Origin of the sequence: Thalassolituus sp. UBA3500 (assembly GCF_002377545.1) — a bacterium.
GTDB lineage: Bacteria > Pseudomonadota > Gammaproteobacteria > Pseudomonadales > Oceanobacteraceae > Thalassolituus.
Genome location: NZ_DFQB01000032.1, coordinates 260,951 through 286,321, shown reverse-complemented (window position 1 = coordinate 286,321; position 25,371 = coordinate 260,951). Strand labels below are relative to the sequence as shown.

The 25,371-nt window shown below is 51.6% G+C and carries 25 protein-coding genes and 1 tRNA gene; 13 read left to right on the top strand and 13 right to left on the bottom strand.

Features of this window, described 5'->3' with window-relative positions; all coding sequences use genetic code 11:
• Window positions 1-37 precede the first annotated feature (37 nt).
• The 6 genes from B2R29_RS08775 to B2R29_RS08750 form a co-directional block, all read right to left on the bottom strand.
• Window positions 38-3,664 (bottom strand): flagellar hook-basal body complex protein, encoded by a 3,627-nt coding sequence (locus tag B2R29_RS08775; RefSeq protein ID WP_301180705.1) that lies wholly within the window; start codon window positions 3,662-3,664, stop codon window positions 38-40.
• 21 nt (window positions 3,665-3,685) lie between these two features.
• Complete coding sequence (locus B2R29_RS08770; protein ID WP_301180704.1) at window positions 3,686-4,474, bottom strand: flagellar hook assembly protein FlgD; 789 nt, start codon at window positions 4,472-4,474, stop codon at window positions 3,686-3,688.
• 11 nt (window positions 4,475-4,485) lie between these two features.
• Complete coding sequence (flgC, locus tag B2R29_RS08765; RefSeq protein ID WP_068441483.1) at window positions 4,486-4,935, bottom strand: flagellar basal body rod protein FlgC; 450 nt, start codon at window positions 4,933-4,935, stop codon at window positions 4,486-4,488.
• A 2-nt stretch (window positions 4,936-4,937) separates the two neighbouring features.
• Window positions 4,938-5,339 (bottom strand): flagellar basal body rod protein FlgB, encoded by a 402-nt coding sequence (gene flgB / locus B2R29_RS08760; RefSeq protein WP_301180703.1) that lies wholly within the window; start codon window positions 5,337-5,339, stop codon window positions 4,938-4,940.
• Between the two features lie 172 nt (window positions 5,340-5,511).
• Window positions 5,512-6,345 carry a CheR family methyltransferase gene (locus B2R29_RS08755; protein WP_301180702.1) on the bottom strand — a complete coding sequence of 278 codons (834 nt, stop codon included), beginning with the start codon at window positions 6,343-6,345 and terminating at the stop codon, window positions 5,512-5,514.
• A gap of 5 nt (window positions 6,346-6,350) precedes the next feature.
• Window positions 6,351-7,274, bottom strand: coding sequence for a chemotaxis protein CheV (locus tag B2R29_RS08750; RefSeq protein WP_076514997.1), 924 nt, complete (start codon window positions 7,272-7,274; stop codon window positions 6,351-6,353).
• A gap of 76 nt (window positions 7,275-7,350) precedes the next feature.
• Between B2R29_RS08750 and flgA the strand changes: the two genes are divergently transcribed.
• From flgA to B2R29_RS08700, 10 genes are all read left to right on the top strand, one after another.
• On the top strand, window positions 7,351-8,073 hold the full coding sequence (flgA, locus tag B2R29_RS08745; protein WP_301180701.1) for a flagellar basal body P-ring formation chaperone FlgA: 723 nt from the start codon (window positions 7,351-7,353) through the stop codon (window positions 8,071-8,073).
• Window positions 8,074-8,150: 77 nt separating this feature from the next.
• Window positions 8,151-8,480 carry a flagellar biosynthesis anti-sigma factor FlgM gene (flgM, locus tag B2R29_RS08740; protein WP_273091108.1) on the top strand — a complete coding sequence of 110 codons (330 nt, stop codon included), beginning with the start codon at window positions 8,151-8,153 and terminating at the stop codon, window positions 8,478-8,480.
• Window positions 8,481-8,491: 11 nt separating this feature from the next.
• On the top strand, window positions 8,492-8,962 hold the full coding sequence (gene flgN, locus B2R29_RS08735) for a flagellar export chaperone FlgN (RefSeq protein WP_301180700.1): 471 nt from the start codon (window positions 8,492-8,494) through the stop codon (window positions 8,960-8,962).
• A gap of 13 nt (window positions 8,963-8,975) precedes the next feature.
• Window positions 8,976-9,728 (top strand): flagellar brake protein, encoded by a 753-nt coding sequence (locus B2R29_RS08730; RefSeq protein WP_301180699.1) that lies wholly within the window; start codon window positions 8,976-8,978, stop codon window positions 9,726-9,728.
• Between the two features lie 60 nt (window positions 9,729-9,788).
• Window positions 9,789-9,864, top strand: a tRNA-Arg gene (locus B2R29_RS08725).
• Window positions 9,865-10,044: 180 nt separating this feature from the next.
• Entirely contained in the window at window positions 10,045-10,266 is a 222-nt protein-coding gene (locus B2R29_RS08720; protein WP_301180698.1) for a hypothetical protein, read from the top strand.
• Window positions 10,267-10,323: 57 nt separating this feature from the next.
• Window positions 10,324-11,334 carry an Abi family protein gene (locus B2R29_RS08715; RefSeq protein WP_301180697.1) on the top strand — a complete coding sequence of 337 codons (1,011 nt, stop codon included), beginning with the start codon at window positions 10,324-10,326 and terminating at the stop codon, window positions 11,332-11,334.
• A 389-nt stretch (window positions 11,335-11,723) separates the two neighbouring features.
• A complete protein-coding gene (locus B2R29_RS08710) occupies window positions 11,724-12,941 on the top strand; it encodes an MFS transporter (protein ID WP_301180696.1) in 1,218 nt (405 codons plus the stop codon).
• 120 nt (window positions 12,942-13,061) lie between these two features.
• Window positions 13,062-15,242 (top strand): catalase/peroxidase HPI, encoded by a 2,181-nt coding sequence (katG, locus tag B2R29_RS08705; RefSeq protein ID WP_301180695.1) that lies wholly within the window; start codon window positions 13,062-13,064, stop codon window positions 15,240-15,242.
• A 175-nt stretch (window positions 15,243-15,417) separates the two neighbouring features.
• Complete coding sequence (locus B2R29_RS08700; protein ID WP_301180694.1) at window positions 15,418-16,083, top strand: hypothetical protein; 666 nt, start codon at window positions 15,418-15,420, stop codon at window positions 16,081-16,083.
• Window positions 16,084-16,106: 23 nt separating this feature from the next.
• Here B2R29_RS08700 and B2R29_RS08695 read toward each other — a convergent pair whose 3' ends face one another.
• The 3 genes from B2R29_RS08695 to B2R29_RS08685 all read right to left on the bottom strand — a co-directional run bounded on the left by B2R29_RS08695 (window position 16,107) and on the right by B2R29_RS08685 (window position 18,063).
• Window positions 16,107-16,514, bottom strand: a complete 408-nt coding sequence (locus B2R29_RS08695; protein WP_301180693.1) for a hypothetical protein — start codon at window positions 16,512-16,514, stop codon at window positions 16,107-16,109.
• Window positions 16,515-16,589: 75 nt separating this feature from the next.
• Entirely contained in the window at window positions 16,590-17,258 is a 669-nt protein-coding gene (locus B2R29_RS08690) for a hypothetical protein (RefSeq protein ID WP_301180692.1), read from the bottom strand.
• A gap of 145 nt (window positions 17,259-17,403) precedes the next feature.
• A complete protein-coding gene (locus tag B2R29_RS08685) occupies window positions 17,404-18,063 on the bottom strand; it encodes a TetR/AcrR family transcriptional regulator (protein ID WP_301180691.1) in 660 nt (219 codons plus the stop codon).
• A gap of 133 nt (window positions 18,064-18,196) precedes the next feature.
• Here B2R29_RS08685 and B2R29_RS08680 point away from each other — a divergent pair, with 133 nt between their 5' ends.
• Both B2R29_RS08680 and B2R29_RS08675 read left to right on the top strand, forming a co-directional pair.
• Window positions 18,197-19,081 carry an alpha/beta hydrolase gene (locus B2R29_RS08680; protein WP_301180690.1) on the top strand — a complete coding sequence of 295 codons (885 nt, stop codon included), beginning with the start codon at window positions 18,197-18,199 and terminating at the stop codon, window positions 19,079-19,081.
• A 17-nt stretch (window positions 19,082-19,098) separates the two neighbouring features.
• On the top strand, window positions 19,099-19,707 hold the full coding sequence (locus B2R29_RS08675) for a carboxymuconolactone decarboxylase family protein (RefSeq protein ID WP_301180689.1): 609 nt from the start codon (window positions 19,099-19,101) through the stop codon (window positions 19,705-19,707).
• On the opposite strand, the gene B2R29_RS08670 is transcribed toward B2R29_RS08675, so the two are convergent.
• Complete coding sequence (locus B2R29_RS08670) at window positions 19,704-21,866, bottom strand: membrane dipeptidase (protein WP_301180688.1); 2,163 nt, start codon at window positions 21,864-21,866, stop codon at window positions 19,704-19,706. The two genes, B2R29_RS08675 and B2R29_RS08670, sit on opposite strands and share 4 nt — an antisense overlap.
• A 191-nt stretch (window positions 21,867-22,057) precedes the next feature.
• Between B2R29_RS08670 and B2R29_RS08665 the strand changes: the two genes are divergently transcribed.
• The gene (locus B2R29_RS08665) at window positions 22,058-22,915 is read left to right on the top strand and encodes an LEA type 2 family protein (protein ID WP_301180687.1); all 858 of its coding nucleotides are present in this window, start codon (window positions 22,058-22,060) and stop codon (window positions 22,913-22,915) included.
• Window positions 22,916-22,934: 19 nt separating this feature from the next.
• Here B2R29_RS08665 and B2R29_RS08660 read toward each other — a convergent pair whose 3' ends face one another.
• Genes B2R29_RS08660 through B2R29_RS08650 form a run of 3 tightly spaced genes read right to left on the bottom strand, consistent with a single transcriptional unit; the run spans window position 22,935 to window position 25,350 of the window.
• Entirely contained in the window at window positions 22,935-23,393 is a 459-nt protein-coding gene (locus tag B2R29_RS08660) for a hypothetical protein (protein WP_301180686.1), read from the bottom strand.
• Window positions 23,390-24,106, bottom strand: coding sequence for an OmpA family protein (locus B2R29_RS08655; protein ID WP_301180685.1), 717 nt, complete (start codon window positions 24,104-24,106; stop codon window positions 23,390-23,392). The genes B2R29_RS08660 and B2R29_RS08655 overlap by 4 nt, the downstream gene beginning before the upstream one ends.
• Before the next feature lie 2 nt (window positions 24,107-24,108).
• Window positions 24,109-25,350: a hypothetical protein gene (locus B2R29_RS08650; RefSeq protein ID WP_301180684.1), complete on the bottom strand. Its 1,242-nt coding sequence runs from the start codon at window positions 25,348-25,350 to the stop codon at window positions 24,109-24,111.
• Window positions 25,351-25,371 lie beyond the last annotated feature (21 nt).

Genomic DNA, 25,371 nt, shown 5'->3' with positions numbered 1-25,371 from the left:
GACGGGTCCATCTCATTTCCCACATGACTAACCCTCATCAGATATTCAGAATCGTCTGCGTTATCTGATCGGTGGTTTCAATGGTTTTCGCACTCGCCTGGAAGTTACGCTGGGCGATGATCAGCCCCACCAGTTCTTCCGATAAATCGACGTTAGAGTCTTCTAATGCAGATGACCGTATCTGGCCAAACGATGCCGTTCGCGGTGAGCCAATGGTCGGGATACCCGATTCAAAAGACTCAGCCCAGCCCGTGTCGCCTACCGGTGTCAGGCCTTCCGGGTTACGGAAGTTGGCCATGGCCACCTGACCCAATGTCTGTGCCTGACCGTTGGTGAATCGGGCGAAGATGATACCTTCTTCATCCACTTCGAGACCGGTCAGTCGACCTGTTGCATAGCCGTTCTGGTTCACTTCGTTCACCGAGAACTCGCTCCCAAACTGGGTCGAACCACTCAGGCTGATCTGGAAGTTTGAGTTGGTTGGTGGATCACTCAGTGGCAGGCCACCTTCCAGTACGTTTGTTGATGTCAGTGCACCTGTTGCATCGCCATTCTCATCGACTGGATCCCAGTTGGTGATGAATATATCACCGGTCGCCACTTCGTCCAGTGTTCCGTCCTGGTTAAAGAAGAGCTCAAACCGTGCACGGGTCGGGTCGAGGTTTTCCGGGAATGGCAGCGATGGGTCAGGGTCGCCCACATCGTTACCATCCACCAGTACGTACATAGCCCAGACGTTCTGCTCGTTCGGACGTGTTGGGTCCAGTGGCTCTTTCACAAAGTACTGAGTCATCACATGGGAGTTACCCAGACTGTCGTATATGGTGGTTGAGGTCGCGTGGTTGTACGTTTCCTGGTTATCCGGATCAAATGAGTTCAGCGTGAAGTCAGAGTATTCGTCATCGGTCAGCGCGCCAAAGATCCCGGAAACGACAGGCTGCGGATCACGCATCACGTAGTTTTCATTGAGGATGAAATTAACAGTACCACCTACGGCTGCCGCGACATCAGCGGCGGATGTACCGCCGAGCACAACCGGCCCCGTGCCCTCAGCGCCCTGCACGACAAGTGAGTCAGTCACGACTGGGCTATCGATCGACACTTTGATATCCCGACCAATCTCATTGGTAATAACGAGATCACCGGTATCGTTCAACTGAGCGCGGAAACCCGGCAGTGTCGTTGCCCTGTAGGCATTGATCTCATCAGCCAGTTCTTCAAGGCTGGTTGATTCAAGAGCCTGACCGTTGAGGGTCAGCGACATGTCGTTGCCGGGCGTGTTGTAGCCCGACAGTGGAATTGTCATGACGGTTTCTGCCGACGCTGTAACACCGGGCTGCTGATTAAACAGAGAAACAATTTCGTTCGCTTCGGCATGCTCCGGAATTACGATTTCTGTTTCTTCACCGTCCGGATCAATTAAAGTCACGCGCTGCTCTGGGTATTCGTTGGTGACACCTTCGATACCGGTGGTCAGCAGTGTGCCGTCATCAGGGTTCACCTGAAGAATACCGTACAGGTCAGACTCAGACACGTCCTGGCCGCCCGCTGTGATATTGGTGATGGAGATGATTGAGGCTTCGCCCGCTTCTACCGCCGACAGCTGAAGCTTGTACTGAGGTGGTACGGTTTTCGGCTCGACCTCAACAGCGGCTGCCTGAACGCCAATGTAGTTATCGGCATCCTGACTGTTCAACTGGCGGTTAATGCTTGCCGCCAGTTGTTGAACCGAGCGGTACTCTTCATCCAGCGACACCACAACCGAACCGCTGCGGTTATCGTTGTCTGGCGCTGGTACAGTCAGGTTGATACGGAAGCTGTTGGTGCGATCCACTTCATCCTGGCCGGTAACAATGAACATGCTGTCAAAGCCCAGCTCACCCAGAGCCTGGGACTCTGCAACGGTTGGAGTTAAGGACACGCCTTCACCCGCACCCACCTGTGTATTGGTAAATACCAGTTGGCCACCAACGGCATCGACGTTCACTTTACCGGCAAGGCCGCCTGCACCGATGTAAATATCGATTTGTTGCTGAATCGCTACGGCCAGTGCTTCGAGGTTGGCGTAGTTAGCAGGCGGTATCGTAATGGTGAACGGGCCACCTGCGTTGCCGCTGGTACTGGTGACTTCAAGATTGAATTCATTGTTTGCCAATACAGGCTCAACACCCGAATCAAGGCGGTTATTGCTGAGGAAGCCTAGGTTTATCAGGTCGTAATTTACCGAGCCGGAGTCATCGGCGATCTGAACGAAGTCACCACGAGCCCCCGGCGCCTGCACCTGAAACTCGATACGACCACCGTTGTCCACTGCCAGTACTTCTTCGTTACCGGCACCCGCGGTGGCGGTAATCTGCGCGTTAATTTCGGCGACGATTTCTGTCGTGGTTACGTTCGCGTAGCTGGCTGGTGCAGCGCCGACCCAGGCCGCTTCACTCAGGTTGATTGGGTACAGAGCACCGGATTCGGTGGCGATACGGAACGCAAGTACGTTGTCGACGGCTGGCGCGACTTTATCTTCGAGATCCAGTGCGCTGTAGGTGTTGTTCGCTGTCAGTACGGCAAACTGGCCCGGATCACTGGAGACGATATTAAGAGGCGGTGTTGCTGTTGTCCGCGTAGTGGTTTGCGTACCAGGAATCGAGCGGAAATCAGCGGTTACCGGGCTGGCGCCCACAAACAATTGCTGACCAGCCACCCCGGCAGATACCGCACCCGCAACACCAAAGACACCATCCCAACCAGGCGTGGTAGTGATCGAGAATGACGTGCCGTTAGTCGCGTTGTAACCCGCACGTTCAATGATGAGGTTGCCGGTGGATGGATCTTCTACCGCGCGCAGCTGCTGTGAGCCAAAGGTGGCATCCAGCGCTGACTGTATATCGTTAAGCACTTCCTGAACGGTGGCACCTGCGGCAACACCGGCCAGGGTTATGGTCTGACTGCCATTACCGTCACCGATATCAAAGTCCATCGACTCATTACCGTAGCCCGCCGCCGCGACTGCCGCGACTGTATTCGGGAACAATACCTGTGCAGGAATGCCTGCATCCGTTGGCTGACCCGCTGAATCCAGTACGGTTTTGGTGGATTCAAGAATGCCCGCGTCTGCCGCACCAACAGACAAACCGTTGGTGGTTATTTGCAGACCCTGCTCCTGCAGAACCTGCTCACCGGCATCCAGGTTTACGATGGCGGTGGCAAGAGTCGTCAGGCGTGGCGGCTGGTTAGCAATCTGAATATTGATGTCGCCCAGCACACCGCTGACCACACCGTTTTCGTTGGCTTCATACCCCTGCAAACGAGAGCCGTTGTTAGCGACAACGAAGCCGTCTTTATCCAGAGAGAAAATCCCCGAACGGGTGTAAGACACACTGCCACGGTCATCCAATACGAAGAAGCCATTACCATCAATCGCGAGGTCAAGAGCGTTTTCAGTACCACTGATATTACCCTGAGAAAACTCCTGGCGAACGTTATCTACCAGCACACCACTACCGACCGGCTTGAGGCCTGTACCAAGTAAAGTGCTGGTGTAGACATCGGCAAATTCCGCGCGGGATTCTTTAAAGCCTACGGTACTGGCATTTGCCACGTTGTTACCGGTGACTTCCAGATCCGTAGAGGCTGCACGGATACCACTTAAACCAATATTAAAAGCCATATTTGTACTCCTCTCGCCGGATCAGGCGTCAAGAATCTGTTTAATCTGATCAAGGTTGGCGCGTTCGCCACCGGTTAAGTTCAGGGTCACTTCGCCACCGGCACTCATGGTGACGCTGTCGACGCGTGAACTCATCTGCATATCCAGTTGTTCACTCTCACCAGCAATGGTGCCGCTGAGTTTGAAAACGTACTGACCCGGTGGGTAGACGTTTTCAATCGGGTCTCCGTTGTCGTCCAGTACGATCTCGCCGTTTTCATCGCGGAAGTACTGGTCGAGATTCATCTTGCTGCGGTCGAGGTTGACGATGTCACCATCCACCATCAGGTTGTAGCCATCCCAGCGCACTGACATGGCACCAGCATCGTGAGAACCCAGAGAAATCTGCTCCAGAGTCTGACCATTCTTGTTTTCGATGGTCAGCATCATGTCGCCTGTTGCCGCGGGCACCTCGGTAAAGCCACTGACCACACCACCGTTCGTCAGTAAGCCTGTAGTGTTGCCATCAACAATCACGCTCTGACCGACCAGACTTGAGGCCTGCAACGCGGCATTCGAGGTGAACTGAGCGGCCATGCTCTCTGCCGTGTCGTTCAGGTTGTCGATACCTTCCACCGATGAGAACTGGGCCAGCTGAGCCACAAACGCCTGGTTGTCTGTCGGCTCCAGTGGGTTCTGGTTATTCAGCTGAGCCACCATGAGTTCAAGAAAGGCGTTACGTCCCAGCTCGTTCTCTTTGGCTTCGGTCTGCGTCGGCGTACGGTACTGATCCAGTACGGCGGCGTTGTTGTTTACTTCGTTAATCGCCATTTATCGCCCCCTTACTGGCCGAGTGTGAGTGTGCGCTGCAGCATCTGCTTCGCGGTTTTAAGAACTTCGACGTTCATCTGATAACTGCGTGACGAGGACATCATGTCGGTCATTTCTTCAACGATGTTGACGTTCGGGTAGTACACGTAGCCATCGTCGTTCGCCATTGGATGATCAGGCTGAAAGCGGGCTTGCAGCGGTGAGTCTTTCTCGACGATGCCGTCGATTTTCACACCGGCGCCCATCGCTGCATCGGTATCCATAAAGCCATTCACATCACGGCTTTTGGAGTTCACTTCGCTTTCGAGCACCGAGAACCAGGGCTTACGTGCGCGGTAGGTTTCGTCCACAGAGCTGGAGGCGCTGTCGGCGTTGGCAATGTTACTGGCGGTGGTGTTCAGTCGGACTGACTGGGCAGTCATACCGCTTCCGGCAATGTTAAGTACGCTGGTCAGTGACATGATTATTCTCCCCGGATCGCGTTACGCATGCCTTTGAACTTACCGCTCAGAAATTCGAAGCTGGCGTTGTAGTCCATGCTGTTGCGGGCAAACAGAGCTTGTTCGGTCTGGGCGTCGACCGTGTTGCCGTCGATGGAAGGCTGCAGAGGGTTACGATATTTCAGTTCGTCATCGGCAAAGCCGCTGGTACCGCTCAGGTGAGCAGAATGCGTCGCTGACATACCGAATGAGGTATTGCTGTGAGTTTCTGCTTCGAGAATGGCTTTAAAATCAAAATCACGGGCCTTGAATCCAGGGGTGTCAGCGTTGGCAAGGTTGTTTGCCAGTACTTCAGCGCGTTGCGCACGAAGCTGCATTGCGTTGTCGTGGATTCCGAGTGCGTTGGTAAAGTTGATTGCGCCCATTCTGTACCTGCCTGTTTGCCATTTGTGTTCATCTGCAGAGATACAGCAAGAGCTGGGCCAATTTATTTTTTACTTATTTTTCAATAGGTTATAAAAACAGAGGGCATTTAAAGGAGAGTTTCAGAGAGGGGAACGGCAAGCCCTTACCTACCGGCGGCAAGGGCAAAATCGACTACTTTTTCCGGTAGAGAATGCCGGGGTTGCAGCTGACCATTTCATAATGATCCGGCATCCCGCTCAAGGCTTCTGAAGCACCGAGGATCAGATAGCCACCCGGCTTCAGGGCACCGTGCATTTTCAATAGGATGTCGCGCTTGCGTTCGGCGCTGAAATAAATCAGTACATTGCGGCAGAAGATAATATCGAAGGTGCCGAGACGCGAGTAGCTGTCGTTCAGGTTAAAGTTTCTGAACTCTACCCCCTGGCGCAGTTCTTTGCCGACGTGCCAGGCATCTTCCCCGGTTTTTTCAAAGTACTTTGCCAGCTGTTCTTCAGGCATGCCACGCCGTATCGCCATCCAGGGGTACGTCCCTTCTTTGGCGGCGCTCAAAGCACTTTCTGATAAATCGGTAGCCAACACTGACACAGCAGGCAGGCGTTTCGAGCTCGTTCGCCGGAATTCCAGTTCAGTCAGTTTGATGGAGTAAGGTTCCTGCCCTGTTGAACAGGCCGAAGACCAGATACGTATGGGCGATGATTGTTCAGCGAGCGCAGGGAACACGCGGTTGCGGAGAATTTCAAACGGGTGGCTGTCACGCAGCCAGAGTGTTTCGTTGGTCGTCATGGCATCAATGACGTTATTTTTGAACTGACGGTCACGCTCCATGCAGTACATCAGTTCTGTCAGGTTAGGTAATTCCCGGTCGGCCATGAGCTTTCGCAAACGGCTTGCGACCAGGTATTCTTTTCCATCCCCCAGCAGTATGCCGGAAAGCCCTTCAAGGTAATCGCGAAACTGGTTGTACTCCGAACCAGTCAACACGACTTCCTTCTTGTTATGCGTCATCACTTTCAACCGTGGTTAATTCGGCTCACAATATTGTCGGCCAGTACGTCGGGGTCAAACTTTGCAATAAAGTCATTAGCACCCACTTTTTCAACCATTGCCTGGTTAAATACACCACTCAGTGATGAGTGCAGTACTACATAAAATCCCTGCATCGCATCGTTACTTCGAATGTGAGTGGTCAGCGTGTAGCCATCCATCTCTGGCATCTCAATATCGGATACCAACATCATGTAACGGTCCTGCGGTCGATCACCCTCTTCCACGATTCCTTTCAGGTGCTCCCAGGCTTGTTTGCCGTCTTCTAGCGCAACCACCTCAACGCCAATGTTCTCCAGACAACGGGTAATCTGCTTACGCGCAATCTTGGAATCATCCACGATCAGAACTTTCTTTTTACCGGCCTCAGTACGGACGTCGTCACTGACGATGCCTTCACTGATGTCCTCTTTCACCGGCGATACTTCAGCAAGAATCTTCTCTACGTCGATGATCTCGACGATGTGATTCTCAACTTCGGTGACAGCAGTAAGGTAGTGTTCACGGCCTGTACCCTTGGGTGGTGGATGAATATGTTCCCAGTTCATGTTGATGATTTTATCGACCGAAGCCACCAGGAAGCCCTGAGTCGCGCCGTTGTACTCAGTAATAATCACGAACGCACCATTCACTTCCTCCAGCGGAGGACCACCCGTTGCCAGGCTCATATCGAGAATCGGTGTGGTTCCTGAGCGGATGTGAACAACCCCACGGACAACACGATTGCTGCCAGGCAGGGACGTCAGTCGCGGACACTGTATGATCTCTTTTACTTTGAATACGTTAATGCCGTACAACTGTTTACCGCGGACGCGGAAAAGCAGCAGCTCCAGACGGTTTTCACCGACCAGCTTGGTACGTTGGTTTACGGACTCAAGAACACCAGCCATGTGTGCCTCTCTTTCAGATCAATTCCGGCACGACCTTTGCTCAACCTGAGGTATGAGTAATAAAAGTGCCGGAATCATGACATCATTTTCGTTAGCTTCATTGAGCATAGTAGAGAACCGGAGAAGCGCAGGCGTTTTATTTGGTTTTTTCATCTGGTCGTTGTCGACCGTTGCTCAGGCCGGAAGCTCTCTGGATGATGTCACCGCTGAACTGAAAAATCGCTGGATTGCACTGGGGGGAGACGCCGGTGTATCGGAGTTTGAGTATCCTTCTGTATCACCGGGATATGAGTTGCCTGACTGCAGCGCTTCGCTAGAGGTGAATGTTATCCGCCACCTGCAACCTGGGCGCAACGGTGTTGAGGTCAGCTGTGCAGCGCCCTTCTGGCGCCAATCGTTCGCGGTTGAACTGAAGGTGTTCGCAGATGTCGTCACCGCTGATACCGATATACGCCGGGATACTGTTATCAATGCAGGTCAACTCAGAATCAGTCGCCTTGACACCTCTGATCTGCACAAAGGGTATTTCAGTAATATTGACGCCGTCAGCGGAATGCTGAGCAAACGAACTCTGCGACAAGGAACACCTGTCACACCTGACATGGTCGACTTACCCGACCTTGTTCAACGCGGGCAACTGCTCAAAATCAGGCTGGTCAGGCCGGGAATTCAGGTCGAGATTAAGGGGGAAGCCCTGGCTCGTGGTCACCTGGGTGAACAGATACGGGTCAGGAATACGCAGTCGGGAACCACCCTGTTTGCGGAAGTCATCGGCGATGGCTTAGTACAGGTCCAGTGAGTTTTCAAAAAAACTGACACTTTTTCCTAAAGTAATGAAATCTGCTGCCGTTAACTACAATGAAGAGGTACATCTGAATGAAGCTCGGAGAAATGATGATGAACATCAATAAATTCACTAACGGCAACAGTGTCGACACGAATCGTAGTCGTACTGAACCCGTTAAGGCCCCAGAAACGAATGCTGAAGGCAAAGCCAGGGAATCCGCGCCGCTGACCGATCAGGTCAAGCTTAGCGCGAGCAGTAAAAGCATTCAGCAGATAGAAGCTGAGATTAAAGAGATGAAGGACGTCGACGACGCAACTGTTGAGCGCATCCGTAGCGCCATTGATAACGGTGAATACAAAATCGATTACGACAGACTGGCAGGGAAAATGCTTGATTTTGAGGACCGATTCAACTTCTGAGGTCCTCAGGTATGCTTTTAGATACCTCTCCCCTTGCCCGGCTGATGTCATCCGAGCTCGACGCCAGCCGACAGCTCTTCACCCTGCTGGAGCAGGAACTGGAGGCCGTGAGCCACCACCGTACGTCTGAACTGGACACTCTGAACCCTGCCAAAGAGAAACAGGTAACCCTCCTGAAACAGCAGGCGAGTACCCGCTTACAGTGGATGAAAGACCACCAACTACCTCTGAGTGCAGAGTGCCTGCAACACGAGGCTGTCCAGAATAACTCCGAAATTCACCCATTGTGGCAGCAGCTTGCCGCTCAGTACGAAGCCAACCGGCAAATCTCAGAGCGCCTGAGCGAAATGGTTCTGGCGTTGCGATTCCGCGCCGAACAGAAGCTTCGTATCTTGCATGCCCGACAGAATGATCCACACTTATACAATGAACATGGAAAAACTGCCGGAGCGAATCCGGGACTTAATAGTATCGAAGCGTAGTGGACCGTCAGACATGCCAGAGGCAAGTATCAACCAGGAATTTCTGCTGAACACCCCAGAAGACGTATACGGCGCTCTGCGCAAGGTTGTGCTTCTGGAAACTCCTGTCACCCTGCGTATTGATGGCGACGACACCGAATACAAATCGGCAATTACGGAAACCAGCTTCAAGTCCCGCAGCTTCTTTATGGATCGGGTTATCCCAATGCAGGGCAACGACCTGATCAGGAGCGGGAAGCGATTTTCAGTAGAGTGCGACACCCAAGGGGTGCGCATTGAATTCCGAATGACGGGTCGCCTGCGCTATCAACCTGACCAGGAACAGTATCGGGCCGAGTTTCCTGAAGAAGTTCTTTATCTGCAACGCCGCACCGCCTACCGTGTCATGGTGCCACCTGCACACCAGATATTAGTAACACTGCGCTTCGAAGATAATGATGAAGACAGCGATGGGCTAACAGGGCGCCTGGTAGATCTGTCGTCGAGTGGTTTTAAGGCCAAGTTCAAAGGCGACATCACTGAAATGCTGCACAACCACAAGGACATCCCTATGGCCCGGGTTCGCTTTAACCGCGACAACTCGATGGATTGCAGCCTGGAAGCCCGCCACATCCAGCTGAGTAACAACGGCAATACACAATGTGGCTTCTCCTTCACTACGATCTCACCTCAAGGCCAGCGCTTCATTGACCGACTGATCACGGAGTTTCAGTGGGAAGAACGTCGCCTGAAAGAACAACAGAAAAACGAATTAGACAACATCTGAGTGCGCAGCCCCAACCGGGGCTGACAATCACGACACCAACCGTTAGAATCCTCAGCCTTCCTCCCTATAGCTCAACAGGATAGAGCTTCCGCCTCCTAAGCGGACGATTGGGGTTCGAGTCCCTGTGGGGAGGCCATCTTTTTACACTACAAATCAATAACTTAGCGGAAAAGATGATCACTTTTTGCACTGTGCCAACAGTGTGTCAACATGCGTTTTTCTGGCCTTTGTGCCAATTTTTATGTCAACTTTTCGGGCTCGTTTTGCATACGATGTTGGCTGTTTGCAATGTATTTCTAAATAGCGGCACCAGAGGATGGCAAAAACTACGAACATCACCAAAGAGAAAGCCAAGCGTGGTATGTCTCAAGAAGATACAAATGCCTCGGCTCGTATTATTCGTGCTCGTTTATCTAAAGCTGGTGAAGGGTTCAAAGAGCCTCCTGAAATAAGCTCTGGCGACCCGGAAAGACGCCGCAAGAAAAAGACGCAAAAACAGAAAGTAAGGAAAGCTCGCAAGACAATAAGGCTCTGCTGAAAAAGTTGTTCTCTGTAGTACCATGATCTGGTAACCGGTTAGATTGATGGACAAACGATGACCTACAACAAACCTTGGCTCAGCATTGAAGAGCAATTAGACAAGCTGCAAGCACACGGATTAGCAGTCACTGACGTACAACGTGCAGAGCAGGCTTTGCGGCGTATAGGGTACTATCGGTTGAGCGGTTACTGGTACCCATTCAGAGAGCGCTCAGGTCCGGCTTGCTCAATTCCGGAGCTGCCGGGCAAACCATCGAAGAAAGATAAGAAAGTTCAAACATTCCCTCTTGAATCCTTTAAGCACGGCCTACGCTTTCAGGATGCCGTCGAACTGTATGTGTTTGATAAGAAACTGCGGTTACTGGTACTCGACGCGTTAGAGAGAATAGAAGTTGCTCTTCGGGTCGATATATCTCACACGCTTGGTGAACTTGATGCGTTCGCTTACCTCAAACCGGAGCTACTGTCCGACGAGTTCACACAAAATCTGAATGCAAGGGGCGGCCTGAGCGACTATCACACCTGGCTTACTAACCATGCAAAGTTACTCGATAGATCCAAAGAAGAGTTCATTAAACACAATAAAGAGAAATACGGCCTGCCGATTGCTATTTGGATTGCCTGCGAGGTCTGGGACTTCGGCTGCATGTCACGCTTGTTTGCCGGCCTAAAAGATGAACACCAGGATATGATATCGAGTCGATATGGGATTCAGAATGGTGGCGTCTTTGCCTCATGGCTTCGTAGCCTGAACTACCTTCGTAACGTATGTGCACACCACAGCCGCCTCTGGAATCGAAACATCATTGATCAACCGCAAAAGCCCGGGAAGTCAGAAGTGCCTATATTCCGTCATGCGTGGGATAACGGACGTCTGGTTGCGAGACCATTCCTACTATTCTGTATAATCCAGCACTTGCTACAAACGATAAACCCAACATCTAGCTGGTGGGAGCGTCTATCAAGCTTACTGGAAGAGTTTCCGTTGAACGGAAGCGAAACTGCCCTGTCACTGGATGCGATGGGTGCAATAGACGATTGGCAGAACTGGGGATGGGGAACATAAACGACAGGCATTAAAAAACCCCTCAGCAGCTTCCTCCGCAGAGGTTACCGATCGGGGCCGTGTTACAGGCAACTCTAGTCCCGACATACCCGTCAAGTCAAGATAGAATTACTCATTCTTACTACTTTTTAGTAACTTCTACTAATGTCCGGTAGTGTCATGTCGACCATCTAGCAACGGATGTTTCGGGGTAACTTCCGGGGTAACTAATTTGAAGAAAAATAAAATATCATTAATTTTCAATCAGTTAAAAGTAATGTTCGGCCTCCTGTGGGGAGGCCATTACTGAATATCACTGTTTCACCTCTCACTCCTCGCCGGGAATACTAAAGATACGATAAGCTCCGCGTTCTGGAACGTCAGGTTCAAGGACTTTAAGGCACTCATTCATGCAACTCAGCGAAGCTCAACAAACCAATAATATCTGGCGCCTGACCATTGCTCAGGCGCTGGCTGGTGCAAACTCGGTTGTGATTTTTGCCACCAGCGCGGTCATTGGTCATCAGCTGTCGCCAGCCCCGGCTCTGGCGACACTTCCGATTTCTCTGTTTGTGGTGGGGCTGGCTATTTGCACTCTCCCCTCAGGCCTGATTGCGCAGCGGTTCGGGCGCCTTGCTGCTTTCCAGGCAGGAACAGCCATGGGCATACTGTCAGGGTTGTCGGCGATGGCCGCCATGATCTACGGCTCATTCACTCTCCTCTGCCTGTCGACTGTTTTTGGCGGCGCCTATGCTGCAGTAGTTCTGTCTTTTCGCTTTGCAGCGGCCGATGGTGTAGCACCCGAAAGGCAACCCAGAGCACTGTCTATGGTGATGGCGGGTGGAATCGCCGCCGGTGTCGTTGGACCACAACTGATTACACACACAATGAACCTTTCTCTGCCCGGATTAGACACCCCACCCTTTGCGGCGTCGTTCCTGATTCAGGCGCTGGCTGCTGCGCTCGCTGGTGTGGTGCTGTCGGGCGTTAAGTTACCTCGGCTGAGCGTTGAAGAAGTTGCCGGCGGGCGTTCACTGGGTGACATTGTTCGACAACCGCTTTTTCTACCTGCCGTTGTGTGTGGTGCTGTCTCTTACCTGGTGATGAACTTTCTGATGACAGCGGCTCCACTTGCGATGCATTTTCATGGGCACTCTCAGGCTGACGCGAACCTCGGGATTCAGTGGCATGTGATCGCCATGTACGGGCCCAGCTTTTTTACTGGGCACCTGATTGCGCGTTTTGGAGCCATCCGTATTTCAGCAATCGGGTTGGCGCTTACTGCCATTGCAGCCGGAGTTTCTCTCCATGGTGTGGACGTATTTCACTTCTGGTCGATGTTGATTATGTTGGGCGTAGGTTGGAATTTCGGCTTTCTGGGTGCGTCTGCCCTGATTTTGCAGTGTCATCGGCCAGAAGAGAAAAACCGGGTGCAGTCGCTGAATGATTTTGTCGTTTTCTCGCTGATGGCCATGGGCTCTTTTGCTTCTGGTGGCATTCTCAGTTACTGGGGTTGGGACACCGTACTCTGGGTGTCGTTTGTTCCTGTCATTGTTGCCTCTGTCATTATGCTGCTATTACAACGTAACCGATCAGCCGCGGTGTCGAGGGCTGAGAACGGCGAGTAATCAATTATTACTATCACACTGATACATTTAATATAATTTTAATATCAACCTATCGCGCTACTCTGTATCTTAGTAATCACAAGCAACGCTAATAACGATAGCAATTGATGAGGTGCGACGATGGACAACAACTCTGCGGGCAAATGCCCGGTTATGCACGGCAGTGTCACCCAACACGGAAATTCGAACACAGACTGGTGGCCGAATAATCTGAACCTCGACATCCTGCATCAGCACGATACCAAGACGAATCCACTCGGCGAAGATTTCAATTACGCCGAAGAATTCAAAAAAATTGATCTTGAAGCTCTGAAAAACGACGTTAAAGCCCTTCTTACTGACAGCCAGGAGTGGTGGCCTGCTGACTGGGGGCACTATGGTGGCCTGATGATTCGTATGGCCTGGCACGCAGCCGGTTCATACCGCTTGGCAGACGGTCGCGGTGGTGCAAACACTGGCAATCAACGCTTTGCGCCGCTGAACAGCTGGCCAGATAACGCAAACCTCGATAAAGCTCGTCGCCTGCTTTGGCCAATTAAGAAGAAGTACGGCAATAAGCTGTCCTGGGCTGACCTGATGATTCTGGCTGGTAACATGGCATATGAATCTTTTGGTCTGAAAACCTTTGGTTTTGCCGGTGGCCGTGAGGATATCTGGCATCCAGAAAAAGACACTTACTGGGGCTCAGAGAAGGAGTGGCTGGCGCCGAGTGATAACGACAACAGTCGTTATTCCGATGACCACGAAATGGAAAATCCACTCGCAGCAGTAATGATGGGTCTGATCTATGTGAACCCGGAAGGCCGCGACGGCAAGCCTGATCCACTCAAGTCGGCAGCTGATGTACGCGATACTTTCAAGCGTATGGCGATGAACGACGAGGAAACCGTCGCCCTGACCGCTGGCGGCCATACCGTGGGTAAATGCCACGGCAACGCCAACCCTGACGACCTTGGCCCTGAGCCTGAAGCCGCGGATGTGGATGAGCAAGGCCTGGGCTGGAACAACAAGAAAGGCCGTGGCATTGGCCGTGACACCCTGACCGGTGGCCCTGAAGGCGCCTGGACAACCAACCCGACTCAGTGGGACATGGGCTACTTCGACATGCTGCTGAATCACGAATGGGAGCTGACCAAGAGCCCAGCAGGTGCATGGCAGTGGAAACCGATCGATATCAAAGAAGAAGATATGCCGGTGGACGTTGAAGACCCGAGCATCCGTACCATGCCGATGATGACTGATGCGGACATGGCGATGAAGGTCGATCCGGAATACCGCAAGATTTGCGAGCGCTTCCACAAAGACCCTGAGTATTTCTCAGATGTCTTTGCCCGAGCCTGGTTTAAGCTGACGCACCGCGATATGGGTCCGAAGAGTCGTTATATCGGCGCAGACGTACCGGCTGAAGATCTGATCTGGCAGGACCCGATTCCTGAGGTGGATTACACCCTGACGGATGATGAAGTTGCAGACCTGAAGGCACAGATTCTGGATTCTGACCTGACTGTTGCCGAACTGGTGGCAACCGCGTGGGACAGCGCTCGTACGTTCCGTGGTTCTGACTTCCGTGGCGGTGCCAACGGCGCGCGTATCCGCTTAGCGCCGCAGAAAGACTGGGAGGGGAACGAGCCTGAGCGTCTGCAGAAGGTGCTCGCTGTTCTTGAAGGTATCCGTGCTGGCTTCAGCAAGCCTGTCAGCATCGCCGATATGATTGTACTCGGTGGTACCGCGGGTGTTGAGAAAGCAGCGAAAGACGCTGGCGTCGATGTGACTGTACCATTCGCACCGGGTCGCGGTGACGCAACGGATGAACAGACGGATGCTGAATCGTTCGATGTGCTTGAACCCCTTGCTGATGGTTTCCGTAACTATGCCAAGAAAGAGTATGTGGTTTCGCCTGAAGAGATGCTGCTCGACCGCGCACAGCTCATGGGGCTGACTGCGCCGGAGATGACGGTTCTGATCGGCGGCATGCGCGTACTGGGTACCAATTTTGGTGACAGCCAGCACGGCGTATTTACCGATAACGTTGGCGCATTGAGCAACGACTTCTTCGTGAATGTGACGGATATGGCGTACCAGTGGAAACCAGCGAGCAAAAGCCACTACAACATCGTTGATCGCAAGAGCGGTGAAACCAAGTGGACAGCGACGCGTGTCGACCTGGTGTTTGGCTCTAACTCGATCCTGCGTTCATACGCTGAGGTGTATGCGCAGGATGACAGCAAAGAGAAGTTCGTTAACGACTTCGTGAAGGCCTTTGTGAAGGTAATGAATGCGGATCGCTTTGATCTGAAATAGTAACCTTGTTGGTCTTCTGGCCCGTATCAGCGCCGCTCACAGCGGCGCCCGATGCGGGCTTCTTTCGTTTTACAGGCATAGAACTCTGTTGATAATCCGGGCAGTTTCTGTACTATCGGGCTTAATAATAATTATCAGAAACGGGCGCTGATGCGCTGCGATTACGGAAAATACTATGCCCTCGTTCAAGTCTGCTGTTCTGGCTGCGGCCGTTGCCCTTCCAACTCTGTCATTCGCCGATTCGGCAATTAACTACGATTTCGTTCAGGCTAGTTTTGCGAAGAGTAAGCTGGATTCTCCATCGTCAGGTGAACCAAATAACACGACAGCAACCATCTTTGAATTGCAGAAAGACCTGGGTTATCAGGTCGTCGCCAGTGTTTCTGCCGGCTTTGTCGAGCTGAAAGACCGTTATGAGACCGACGACTCCAGATACAGTGCAGATATCGACCAGCGTACTTTGCGCATCGCGATCGATCGTTATTTTCAGATCTCCCCAACCCTGCACATCGTTCCGGGCTTATCGTACAGTGAAACCAAATCTGACGTTGAGACCAAATACCAACGTACTGATGTGAATTTCTTTTTCGAAGAATCCTCAGTGACCTACACAGACAGCTCGGCGTTTAATCTTGAAACCCGATACCGCTTATCTGAATATTCACCGCTGGAGTTATCCGGGACCGTATCTTATGCAACAGGTGAGGAAGAGGATTCAATCATCGTTGACCTGTCAGCCGAGCTGAATATTTCAGATATTATTTCTGGTCGTTTCTCTTATCAGAAAGATATTGAAAATTCTGCTCCGGCCTACATTTACGGTATTCGCGTTTACTTCTGAGTATCGCCTGCACAGGATGTCACTCAGCGATATGTCGAACATTCCTGAGTGTCATCACAAATAGAAAGACGATTATTGTCCCGCTCGTAGGTTCCGGTGTGATCATAAGCATTACACCCCGGATCAGCATCCGAACTTCCTACCCTGTAGCTACATTGGCTAAGCACGTAAGAGCCTGATATTTCATCACCGAGAAAAGTCAGACGACAGTCACAGCGAGAACCATCTTCCTCCTCAAGGTAGTACGCGAGGTTGGTATTTAAAGCTCCGCCAGTCAGGTCGAGAAGAAAGCCACTACCGGTTTCTGTCCATTCGCGGAACAAACCGGCATCAGTTTCATCATCATCGCCGCTGATCAACGCTGTTGTTGGAGAGCCACCGCCACACGCGAACAGGGCTGAGGATAAGAGAAGCACGAAGAAAGGTTTCATGTAACGTCCTTGTTGTTTACTTTGTTTGCTTCAGGGAGCGCAATTCCGCTCGCACTCCCATAGGGTTATTCTGTTTCAGTAATACAGGAAGATGCCTGTACCAAAGGCACGATAATCAGAATCCAGATAGGTCGTCATATCAAGATAGGCCTCTATCGTGCCTACCAGGCGTGCACTCACCCGCCCGCGGAAATATGCATCGTTAGTATCTTCGGTCAGGATAACTCCCAACAGAGGCTGAATATCGAGACTGTTGTAATCGTCGATAAACCAACGTACGCCAACCGACAGATCTGCAAAAGGCTCTGAGCCCTTTTCATCAATGACTGTGGTTTCAATTTCATCTTCGAGTTTCAGGCGGCTGTAGGTGTCATAAAACGCATAACCCACTTTTGCCGTTCCAACCGCATCTGCTTTCGCTGTGATCGGCAGGTGAGCACCAAGGCTGACACCAATATCGATCGAATCACGCTCATAAAAGTACGAGTTACCCGAGGTCATCAATTCATCATCGGTAAACTCGCTGGTACCGAACGCCTGATAGATAAGACCTTGCTTCAGCTCTTCTGAATAAATCGCTGTGACACGGTGACCTTCCAGCTCTTCGCTGAAGCCGTCGACGCCAATCCGTTGGTAATCATAGGTAAGACCCAGATAATCGTAGTTAAATGGTTCAGCGGCGGTTGCTGCCATTGCCATTGTCATTCCTAACAAGGCACTGACTGATGCAGTTAATGGTCTCATTCTTGAGCCTCTCACAGGTTATTAACTACCCAGGAGTTGTGGTGAATGCCGCCTCTGCGGGCAGCTTCGGCAAGATTACATTGGCTGGTTTTAAGCTGCAAACCTAAGTCTCACTATATTGATCTGAACCCGTAAGCAGGAAGCATCAAGTGCGCTGTTGCGCCTGCTCCAGAAACGCTTTAAGCCCGCCCAGAACAAATACTCTGGCCGCATCATAGGTTTCAGAAAACGCTGAACTCTGAACCTCCCCCCGTGTCATGCTGTTCACTCTGAAGTTATCAGCAAACACACTAAGGTAAGTTGCCAGAATAAACTGCCAATGCCGCAGTAAGTCTGAAAACGGGATACCTGGATACAGAGTATGCAAAGCCATCAAAAACTTCTGCGTGATCGGGTTGTAGAATTCAACGACGCTCAACAGTACTGGCGATCGTGAACCAATCATCTGATTGACCAATCTGAGGTAATTACGCCAACCCTCACCGCGCTCGCTGACTTCCAGCAAAGGGTCAAAGAAAGCTGAAATGATCTCTGCAGCCTGTTTTTCTCGGGGCTTGGCATCATCAATCGCGGCCAGACGCTCTTCACGCAGCGCATTAACGACCTCAGCCCGGCGCTTGATGACCTCATAAAAAAGCTTTTCTTTGCCGCCGAACAGATCATTGACCGCTGCCAAACGCACTTTGGCCAACCCGGTAATGTCCCGCACGCTGACAGCATGGAAACCGTATGAAGCAAACAAAGCTTCGGCGGCATCCAGCAGGCCATCCGCCCTGGCCTGCTGTTTAGGGGTCAATTCAGTCATTCATTCTCCAGCACCTTGGAACAACCGTTCCAGTAATGTTAGTATGAACCGGAACATTTGTTCCAAAAACCCTAAAAATAGCAAACAACAGATTATTAATCACCCACTTTTCGCTACCGACAGGAGTGCCTGCATGAACCGTCTTGATGTGTCTTATCAATCTGGTGATGATCACTGCGCCGCATGGTTATATCTTCCGGACTCAGATCATCCAGCTCCCGTTGTTGTTATGGCACATGGTCTCGGCGCTGTTCGTTCTATGCGCCTGGATGCATTTGCCGAACGTTACTGCGACGCCGGTTATGCCTGCCTTGTGTTTGACTATCGTCACTTCGGTGATAGCAGCGGAGAACCGCGCCAGCTTTTAAGCGTAACAAAGCAGCTGGAAGACTGGGCAGCTGCAGTGAAGTTCGCCGCAAATGATCAACGCGTGGATGGCAGCCGGATAATTATCTGGGGCAGCTCATTCAGTGGTGGTCACGTACTTAAGACAGCAGCCAATGTTTCTGGGGTTGCTGGTGTTATGTCTCAGTGCCCTTTTACTAACGGTATTGCTTCTTCAATGGCGCTCCACCCTCTGAGCCTGATGAAGGTATCACTGGCGGCAACCGCTGACCTTCTGTCTATGCCCTTCAGAAATGCACCCGTGATGGTCGATCTTGCCGGATCACCCGGCGACGCTGCACTGATGACCGCGCACGATGTTATGGAGGGATACAACGGCATTAAGCCAGAAGGTTCAGATATTCCTGGCTATGTTGCTGCTCGCTTTGGCTTTGAAATTACCCGCTATTTCCCTGGGCGTTCAGCTTCGCAAGTAACTGCACCAACGCTTCTTATTGCTTGCCTGAGAGATACCGTGGCGCCAGTCAAACCCACGTTAAAATACGCAAAATCGTTGAAGAATGGCTCGCTCGTTGAGTTGGATACCGGACATTTTGATATTTATCGCGGTGAATGGTTTGAGAAAGTAGTTTCCATTCAGATCGACTGGCTGGGTAAAAATTTCCCTTTATAAGAAATGTGCAGAGAGCGATGAAATATGATGAATTAATTCCAGACGATGGTTGGCAACTACCTCCGGAGCGTCGTGTTCCTTCTGTTGCGGAGGGTGACATGAGTTTCTTTAAACGCGTTCTTCTCTGGGGAATCGAGCGCTTCGGAAAACTCAATGCAGCCAATCTGTGGTTATTAATGATGCACAACATGCGACTGCTGCGCGGCATGCTGTTCTTCGCCTCCAAGCTGATGCCATTCGGGAAACTGGATCGACGCGATACTGAATTGGCTATTCTGCGCATCGCCTGGTTGTGTCGCTCACGCTATGAGTGGGGCCAACATGTCGATATTGGCCTACGTGCAGGCCTGACAAAAGACGAGATTCGCCGTATCCCTGAAGGCGCAGACGCCCATGGCTGGAGTGAACGCCAGTCACTGATTTTGCGTGCATGCGACGGCATGGTCGGTAATAACCTCGTCGACGAACAGACCATGCCTGGTCTGAAAAAACACTACAACCATGCGCTCATGATCGAGCTACTGATGTTAATCGGCTGGTACCAGGGGCTCGCTGGTGTTTTGAACAGCAGCGGTATTCCCCTGGATTCATCCTTAGAAGATGTTCTTACCAGATTACGCAGTTAATCAATGTCTTCCAGGCCGGCAGGTTCATAGTGCTCAGTAACACCAGAAGCTGTCGATCGCTCCCAGGTTTGCAGATAGGCTTCTGCAGATGTCATGACGGCTTCGTACGTTCGGGCCGGTGCCTGCTGGCGTAAGTCTTCAATGAAGTCCGCCAGCATTCCGTAGTGGGCCATGCCGTCCTGATTAAAATCGAACGTTCGGTTACCTGAGGTCTGCCGGTTAAATTCGATACCAAACTCTGAAATAAATGGATAATTTAACGGATTCGTTGCCACATCAGCTCGTGGACCCGGCTGACCTCCGAGGCCGCTCATGTCCGTACCGATACCCACACCGTTCAGGTATTGGGTGTCGGCAAGAATATCCAGATAACGATCCACCCGACGGACCATGTCTGTGGCATCACTGTTATAAGGTGCCACAAATCCACCCGCTTCTATTAAGCGCTGGGTATTACGATGCACCGCTCCACCAGGTGCGTTAAGCATCCAACTGTGAGTCGACAGTACACCGCTGTACCCTCGGGCCTCTGCTATATCCATGACCGCGGTGGCTGTCGCGTCACTCATATGATCCAGCTCGACCATCATCTTCAGATCAATCATGCGATTAACCAGATAGCTTCCTAATGGGCTCAGACCGTGTTGATTGCAATGCGGACGCGATTCGTCATAGTCGGGATTCAGGTGTACGACATCGAGAATTTCCCGTATCACCGGAATATCACCAATCAAAGGGAACCCGGATGTCATTGGCTTACCGTGGGTATGCGGGGCACATTCTTCTGTCTCAAAGAAGCGTCCGGAAGACAACAAATGGCCAATATTAATAAAACCACTTTCTACGACTGAACCTGCAAGCTGGTTATCGAATTTATGCGTCGGATAAAGAGAGCGCACGCCCAGGTCATAGACCTCCTGCAGTTGCGATTCTATCGTCTCGCGCGTGCAGTAATCGTTGAGCCCGCAATTAAATGTTTCTGAAGCCTCAATGCCGAGCACGACGGCCATACGCCCGGCGGCAATAGTCTCACGCGCTTCCTGAGGAGTGGTCACAATGTGGAAGAACCCCTTACCTGGGCCTCCCGCCTGAGCGTCGACGTACTCTTCAAGCTCACGCAGTCGTTGTGCTTGCAGACGAATCGAGTCCATCACATTGCAGCTGTTCGGGTTGATCCAGGAGGCAGGGTTTATTCTGCTCTGAGCCCAGCAAAGCACTTCATTTTCTACCAGATTGGTGACCATGATGCGCAACCCTGAAAGGTAAGCACGCTCCATCCATTTATAGTAATAACCCGAGTGGCTCATCTGCTGGTGATTTGGCCACCATAGAAAATCGGGCCACCCACGGGTGTCATAGCGGTTGTTGATATCGTTGAATGTATAAAGGTTACCAATCAGATCGAGCGAGCCGTCTTTTCCGTGAAGGTGCGACGAATCCTTAAGTGCTTCTTCAACGCCAAACCGGTGGAAAGGCTCACCGGCCATAAATTTACCGCCCATAAACTCATACGACGAAATATGTGTGTGGGCGTCAATATAGCCACGAACAGGTAAATCGACGTCGCCTTTTAACGCATCACGATCTCCGTGAGCATTCACTGTGACTTCAGGGAACTGGCTGCACCCGTCCAACTCAACAAAGTTCAGGGCTGTTTCTTTATTGAGAGAGAATACGTCGAGGGTGCTGGTGAAGTAGAGTTCGCCATTTCGAATGCGATGAGCTAACTGAAAACCAGTTTGTGCGTTGTGAAGTGTATAACCATCACCATCACGCTCCAATTTCCATTCTGCGCGGTTATTCGCTGTCTCCGTCGCTCTCACTATCGCCGTCGTGCTCGCACCAAGATAGCTGCTGGAAGCATCGCGCAATAAGAAGTGCTGGTGCTGGCTGGGTTTCAGATAGAAGCGACTGGCGCTGGCAGATGAATCTCCAGAAAACGAGTAGGACGGGAATCCGTCTGCCCATCCCGGATTCTCTTCAAAGCGCAGCCAATGACCAGTCCCTGGAGACTGGATGCCGATACATCGCTGCGCCAGACTCGCCACACTGCCTTGATAAGGCTCGGCGAGTTCAAGAGCAGGAGGAGACGACATTGCAATTGCATTGACGGACGACAGCAGAAAACTCACTGCGACCCATGAGCGAAACCCAGACATAGCATCACCTTTATTATTCTTATTTTTTTTAAATTTTAGTTTTGTAGCTTCAACCTACGTGTATTACGAAGGGCGGCCAAGGAGTAAATTCGGTTCGGCCCGAAAAGAACCAAGTCAGGCCTACTGGAACCATCGTTCATCTGGCGGTAGAGTAGCGACTGACTTTTTACTCTGATTCCCGGGCCACTCTGATGAATTCAAGATTGTTTCTTCGACTGACGACAACTGCGCTGTTCGCTACTTTTCTTGCATCCTGCGCAACCTTAAAAGGGATCGTCGATGTTAAAAAACCCACCGCTGAAGTTGCAGGCGTTTCTCTCGGCAGCCTGTCACTGGAACAAGCGACGCTGTTAGTGGACGTTGCTGTCAGCAACCCGAACGGATTTGCCCTGGATGCAGCGGGCTTTGATCTTGATCTGGGGGTCGCTGGATCTCCTCTTGCCTCAGTTAATCAACCAGACGCTACGGTAACCGTACCCGCCAATGGCACGGAGTCGGTTCAGCTTCCTGTTACGCTTAAATTTACTGACCTAGCCAACGCGATTGATGGACTGAGCGGTAAAAACGCGGTCGATTACACAGTTGATGGCAATGTGCTTATGGATATTCCGGTCATGGGCAATATCAGCATCCCGGTAGACTTCAAGGGCACCTTACCCATCCCTCAATTGCCACAGATCAGCTTCAGCGATATCAGTCTTTCGGATGTCAGCTGGAGCGGTGCCAAGCTGATGCTGAGTCTCGATGTCGAGAACCCGAATGCGTTCGGGCTGGATCTGAAGTCTCTGGCTTATAACCTTCAGGCTGAAGGAAAATCACTGGGGAAAGGCACATTGAACAGCGTTAAGCTCGAGCAAGGTCAGTCACAGAAAATCGATATCCCACTGGAAGTCAGCCTGACCAATCTGGGAATCAGCCTCTTCCGGATGCTCTCTGGTGGTGAGGCAGTAAAGGTGGGGATCGACGGTAGCGCCGACGTCGCGCCTGACATTGGTCTCTGGAAACCTGAACCACTGCAGTTCAAAGCGGAGCGCACCCTGAATCCATAAGGCCTGAATCCCGCGCGCTTCAGACTGGGTAAAAGGGGTAATCCTGGCGGAATCGCTCCATCGAGAAGAGCTCGTCAAGCTGTTCAGACAGCCGACGGCTCTTACGGCCGTCCAATCCCAGGTATTTAAGTTCCGCCAGGCAATCCGGGCAGATACTGAGCGTTTTCTCCGGGTCACGGGTACTGGCTTTGATGCTTTCAGCATCCCGAAGTCGATGCAGCTCATGACAGGCAGCGAGATGTATCTGCCCTTCTCCTTCCACCCAAACCCTCGAATTTTTCAGTGCCAGCGTACGATCCGGCAGTATACGTAACTGCCCCGGTAACGCGTTCAGTGAGCCCTTGGCCAGTTGATCGCGCTCGCCAAAGGTCAGCTGATGCTCTGGGTCGAATTCGACAAAGTGTCCGTACCCATCTGCCCCCATACGGTGCTTAAGGGCATTAAACTCGGGTTCGTCCAGAAAGTTATATAGCTTCATGGCTGAACCCTATCGAGTATGGTGGCAATGCGGCCTTCGGCATCAGTGCGAACGCGAAACTCTACCCGCCGGGATGCCGAGCCCAACTCGCTTCCGGCGTCATCTCTCACCACTTTCGCTGATGACAACCCGTTGGCGGTCAGGTGTGCCTTCAACCAGCTTTTATCATCAGCAACCGGTTTCAGGCCTAACACGTAGGCAAGCGTAGAACGGGTCCGCTCTTGTGACAGGTTCATATTGAGAATGTAGGCTTCATCGTCTGAACGGGCGCCAAACCAGCCGCTGGAAGTATGCCCTTCTATGCGCACTTCAAGAATGTCGTCGCGATATTGTTCCTGAGTAATGATGCGTACATAACGGGGAAAAAAGTCGTCGAGAATGGCCTGAAATTCCGGTTTTAGCTCAGCCTCACCCTTATCGAACAGAACATCAGTATTATTAAAACGGAAGGCGAGGTCTTCATCGAGTTCTGCGCCCCACCTCGACATATCATCAGCAAACTCGGTCTGAAGATCTTTATAAAGTTGGGTGCGCAGCTGGTCATACAGAATGGCAACATCACGGATTTTATCGCGCTCAGTTTCCACGTTAATCATAAAGACTACGGATACCAGCATGAACACCATCATCAAACCGGCCATTAAATCCGAAACGGCAACCCAGTGACCTTCGTGATCCTGAGAGTCATCAAGCTTTTGCGAGTCGTCGAGCATGGTCAGTCCTCAACCTGGCGGGCCATATTCACCAACTCTGTCAACTTGTCAGTGAGCGGACTGTAATCAGAGACAAATTTCTCAGACAGTGCCGTTAACTGAAGACCGAACGCACGCAGCGCTTTATTGAGCTCTTCCTCCATGCCGGTATCCAGCTGAGCGACCTGTCGCTCGAGGCGCTCGCCCAGTTTCTGCATGTGCTGCTGACTTTGTTGTTGCTGGCTAAGAAGCTGCTCCTGGCTCTCGACCATCACTTTATTCAGTTGCGAAGTCAGCTCTTTCTGTGTCTGGCTCAGCTCTTCTGTGGCCCAACGCTGCTGTGACTGAACTGCATCGGACATACCTTGAGTCAGAACTGACAGGCGTTCCTCCAATTTAGGCAGCCCCTCAGCAGCGTTGTTGACCATGTCGGCGAGGCTCCCCAATTGCGAATGAATGTTCAGTCGCTGAGTTTCGAGCCCAGTGAGTAATTCCTGCAGTGATTCTGATATCCCGTTGAATGCGTTGGCATTACGAACCATGTACTCAAAAGCATTACTGGCTTCCTTCATCAGTGCCGAAGATCGCTCCTGCTCTGAAATCAGCTCATCAAGCTGTGTCCGGTAGGTTTGTTGCCACTCAAGCATCGCAACGACAGACTCATTCAGCTGTTTGAAGTTTTCACCGTATTGCTCGTTGATCTTGGTGTTGAACTCATTCATTACTGTGCGAATGGCATCAACCAGCGCTTTCGCATTTGCGTCAGCCATCTTTTGTTGATACGTCGTTAATACGTCGATTAACTGGTCGAAGCGGCGCTGAGAAGCGCTATGCTGCTCAGCAAGTTCTGCTCTGAGGCTCTGCTCTGATCCATCATGAAGTTGCTTCACCAAAGCTTGCAGAGACAGATCGAGGTCATCCACGGTGGCGGCGCGATGTTGTGTTGACGCTCGCCTGCCCGCTTGCTCTACAGCGGCCCGTATTTTCAGCGTCAGTGCAGCAAAGAGACCAGCAATAGAGGTCCAGAAGGCCGTTTTAAGGCCATCCATCAGCCTGGGAACACTGCCCTGAATATCGGCGGTATCAAAATGCCACAGACCAAGCGCTACCCCAAGGAAGGTACCAAAGATACCAATACTGGTCAGAATCGCGGGCGCTACTTCGGCTGTCTTCGATGAGTACCGGAACAAGTGGAAGAAAATGCCAAGTGCAAGCACAGCGCCAATGAGTACCAGCGTCCATACCGAGAATTGTTCCAACACCATAATACGTAGCCTGACAGGTTA

Bases quoted from the DNA above. Each gene is read 5' to 3' on its own strand.
- B2R29_RS08700 (WP_301180694.1), top strand. From the start codon at position 15,418: ATGCCCTCGTTCAAGTCTGCTGTTCTGGCTGCGGCCGTTGCCCTTCCA.
- B2R29_RS08690 (WP_301180692.1), bottom strand. From the start codon at position 17,258: ATGAGACCATTAACTGCATCAGTCAGTGCCTTGTTAGGAATGACAATG.
- B2R29_RS08715 (WP_301180697.1), top strand. From the start codon at position 10,324: ATGACCTACAACAAACCTTGGCTCAGCATTGAAGAGCAATTAGACAAG.
- B2R29_RS08720 (WP_301180698.1), top strand. From the start codon at position 10,045: ATGGCAAAAACTACGAACATCACCAAAGAGAAAGCCAAGCGTGGTATG.
- B2R29_RS08665 (WP_301180687.1), top strand. From the start codon at position 22,058: ATGAATTCAAGATTGTTTCTTCGACTGACGACAACTGCGCTGTTCGCT.
- flgN (WP_301180700.1), top strand. From the start codon at position 8,492: ATGCTTTTAGATACCTCTCCCCTTGCCCGGCTGATGTCATCCGAGCTC.
- B2R29_RS08685 (WP_301180691.1), bottom strand. From the start codon at position 18,063: ATGACTGAATTGACCCCTAAACAGCAGGCCAGGGCGGATGGCCTGCTG.
- B2R29_RS08655 (WP_301180685.1), bottom strand. From the start codon at position 24,106: ATGCTCGACGACTCGCAAAAGCTTGATGACTCTCAGGATCACGAAGGT.
- flgB (WP_301180703.1), bottom strand. From the start codon at position 5,339: ATGGGCGCAATCAACTTTACCAACGCACTCGGAATCCACGACAACGCA.
- B2R29_RS08695 (WP_301180693.1), bottom strand. From the start codon at position 16,514: ATGAAACCTTTCTTCGTGCTTCTCTTATCCTCAGCCCTGTTCGCGTGT.
- B2R29_RS08750 (WP_076514997.1), bottom strand. From the start codon at position 7,274: ATGGCTGGTGTTCTTGAGTCCGTAAACCAACGTACCAAGCTGGTCGGT.
- B2R29_RS08730 (WP_301180699.1), top strand. From the start codon at position 8,976: ATGCCAGAGGCAAGTATCAACCAGGAATTTCTGCTGAACACCCCAGAA.
- B2R29_RS08770 (WP_301180704.1), bottom strand. From the start codon at position 4,474: ATGGCGATTAACGAAGTAAACAACAACGCCGCCGTACTGGATCAGTAC.
- B2R29_RS08675 (WP_301180689.1), top strand. From the start codon at position 19,099: ATGAAATATGATGAATTAATTCCAGACGATGGTTGGCAACTACCTCCG.
- flgA (WP_301180701.1), top strand. From the start codon at position 7,351: ATGACATCATTTTCGTTAGCTTCATTGAGCATAGTAGAGAACCGGAGA.
- B2R29_RS08775 (WP_301180705.1), bottom strand. From the start codon at position 3,664: ATGGCTTTTAATATTGGTTTAAGTGGTATCCGTGCAGCCTCTACGGAT.
- B2R29_RS08670 (WP_301180688.1), bottom strand. From the start codon at position 21,866: ATGTCTGGGTTTCGCTCATGGGTCGCAGTGAGTTTTCTGCTGTCGTCC.
- katG (WP_301180695.1), top strand. From the start codon at position 13,062: ATGGACAACAACTCTGCGGGCAAATGCCCGGTTATGCACGGCAGTGTC.
- B2R29_RS08650 (WP_301180684.1), bottom strand. From the start codon at position 25,350: ATGGTGTTGGAACAATTCTCGGTATGGACGCTGGTACTCATTGGCGCT.
- B2R29_RS08660 (WP_301180686.1), bottom strand. From the start codon at position 23,393: ATGAAGCTATATAACTTTCTGGACGAACCCGAGTTTAATGCCCTTAAG.
- B2R29_RS08755 (WP_301180702.1), bottom strand. From the start codon at position 6,345: ATGACGCATAACAAGAAGGAAGTCGTGTTGACTGGTTCGGAGTACAAC.
- flgM (WP_273091108.1), top strand. From the start codon at position 8,151: ATGAAGCTCGGAGAAATGATGATGAACATCAATAAATTCACTAACGGC.
- B2R29_RS08710 (WP_301180696.1), top strand. From the start codon at position 11,724: ATGCAACTCAGCGAAGCTCAACAAACCAATAATATCTGGCGCCTGACC.
- flgC (WP_068441483.1), bottom strand. From the start codon at position 4,935: ATGTCACTGACCAGCGTACTTAACATTGCCGGAAGCGGTATGACTGCC.
- B2R29_RS08680 (WP_301180690.1), top strand. From the start codon at position 18,197: ATGAACCGTCTTGATGTGTCTTATCAATCTGGTGATGATCACTGCGCC.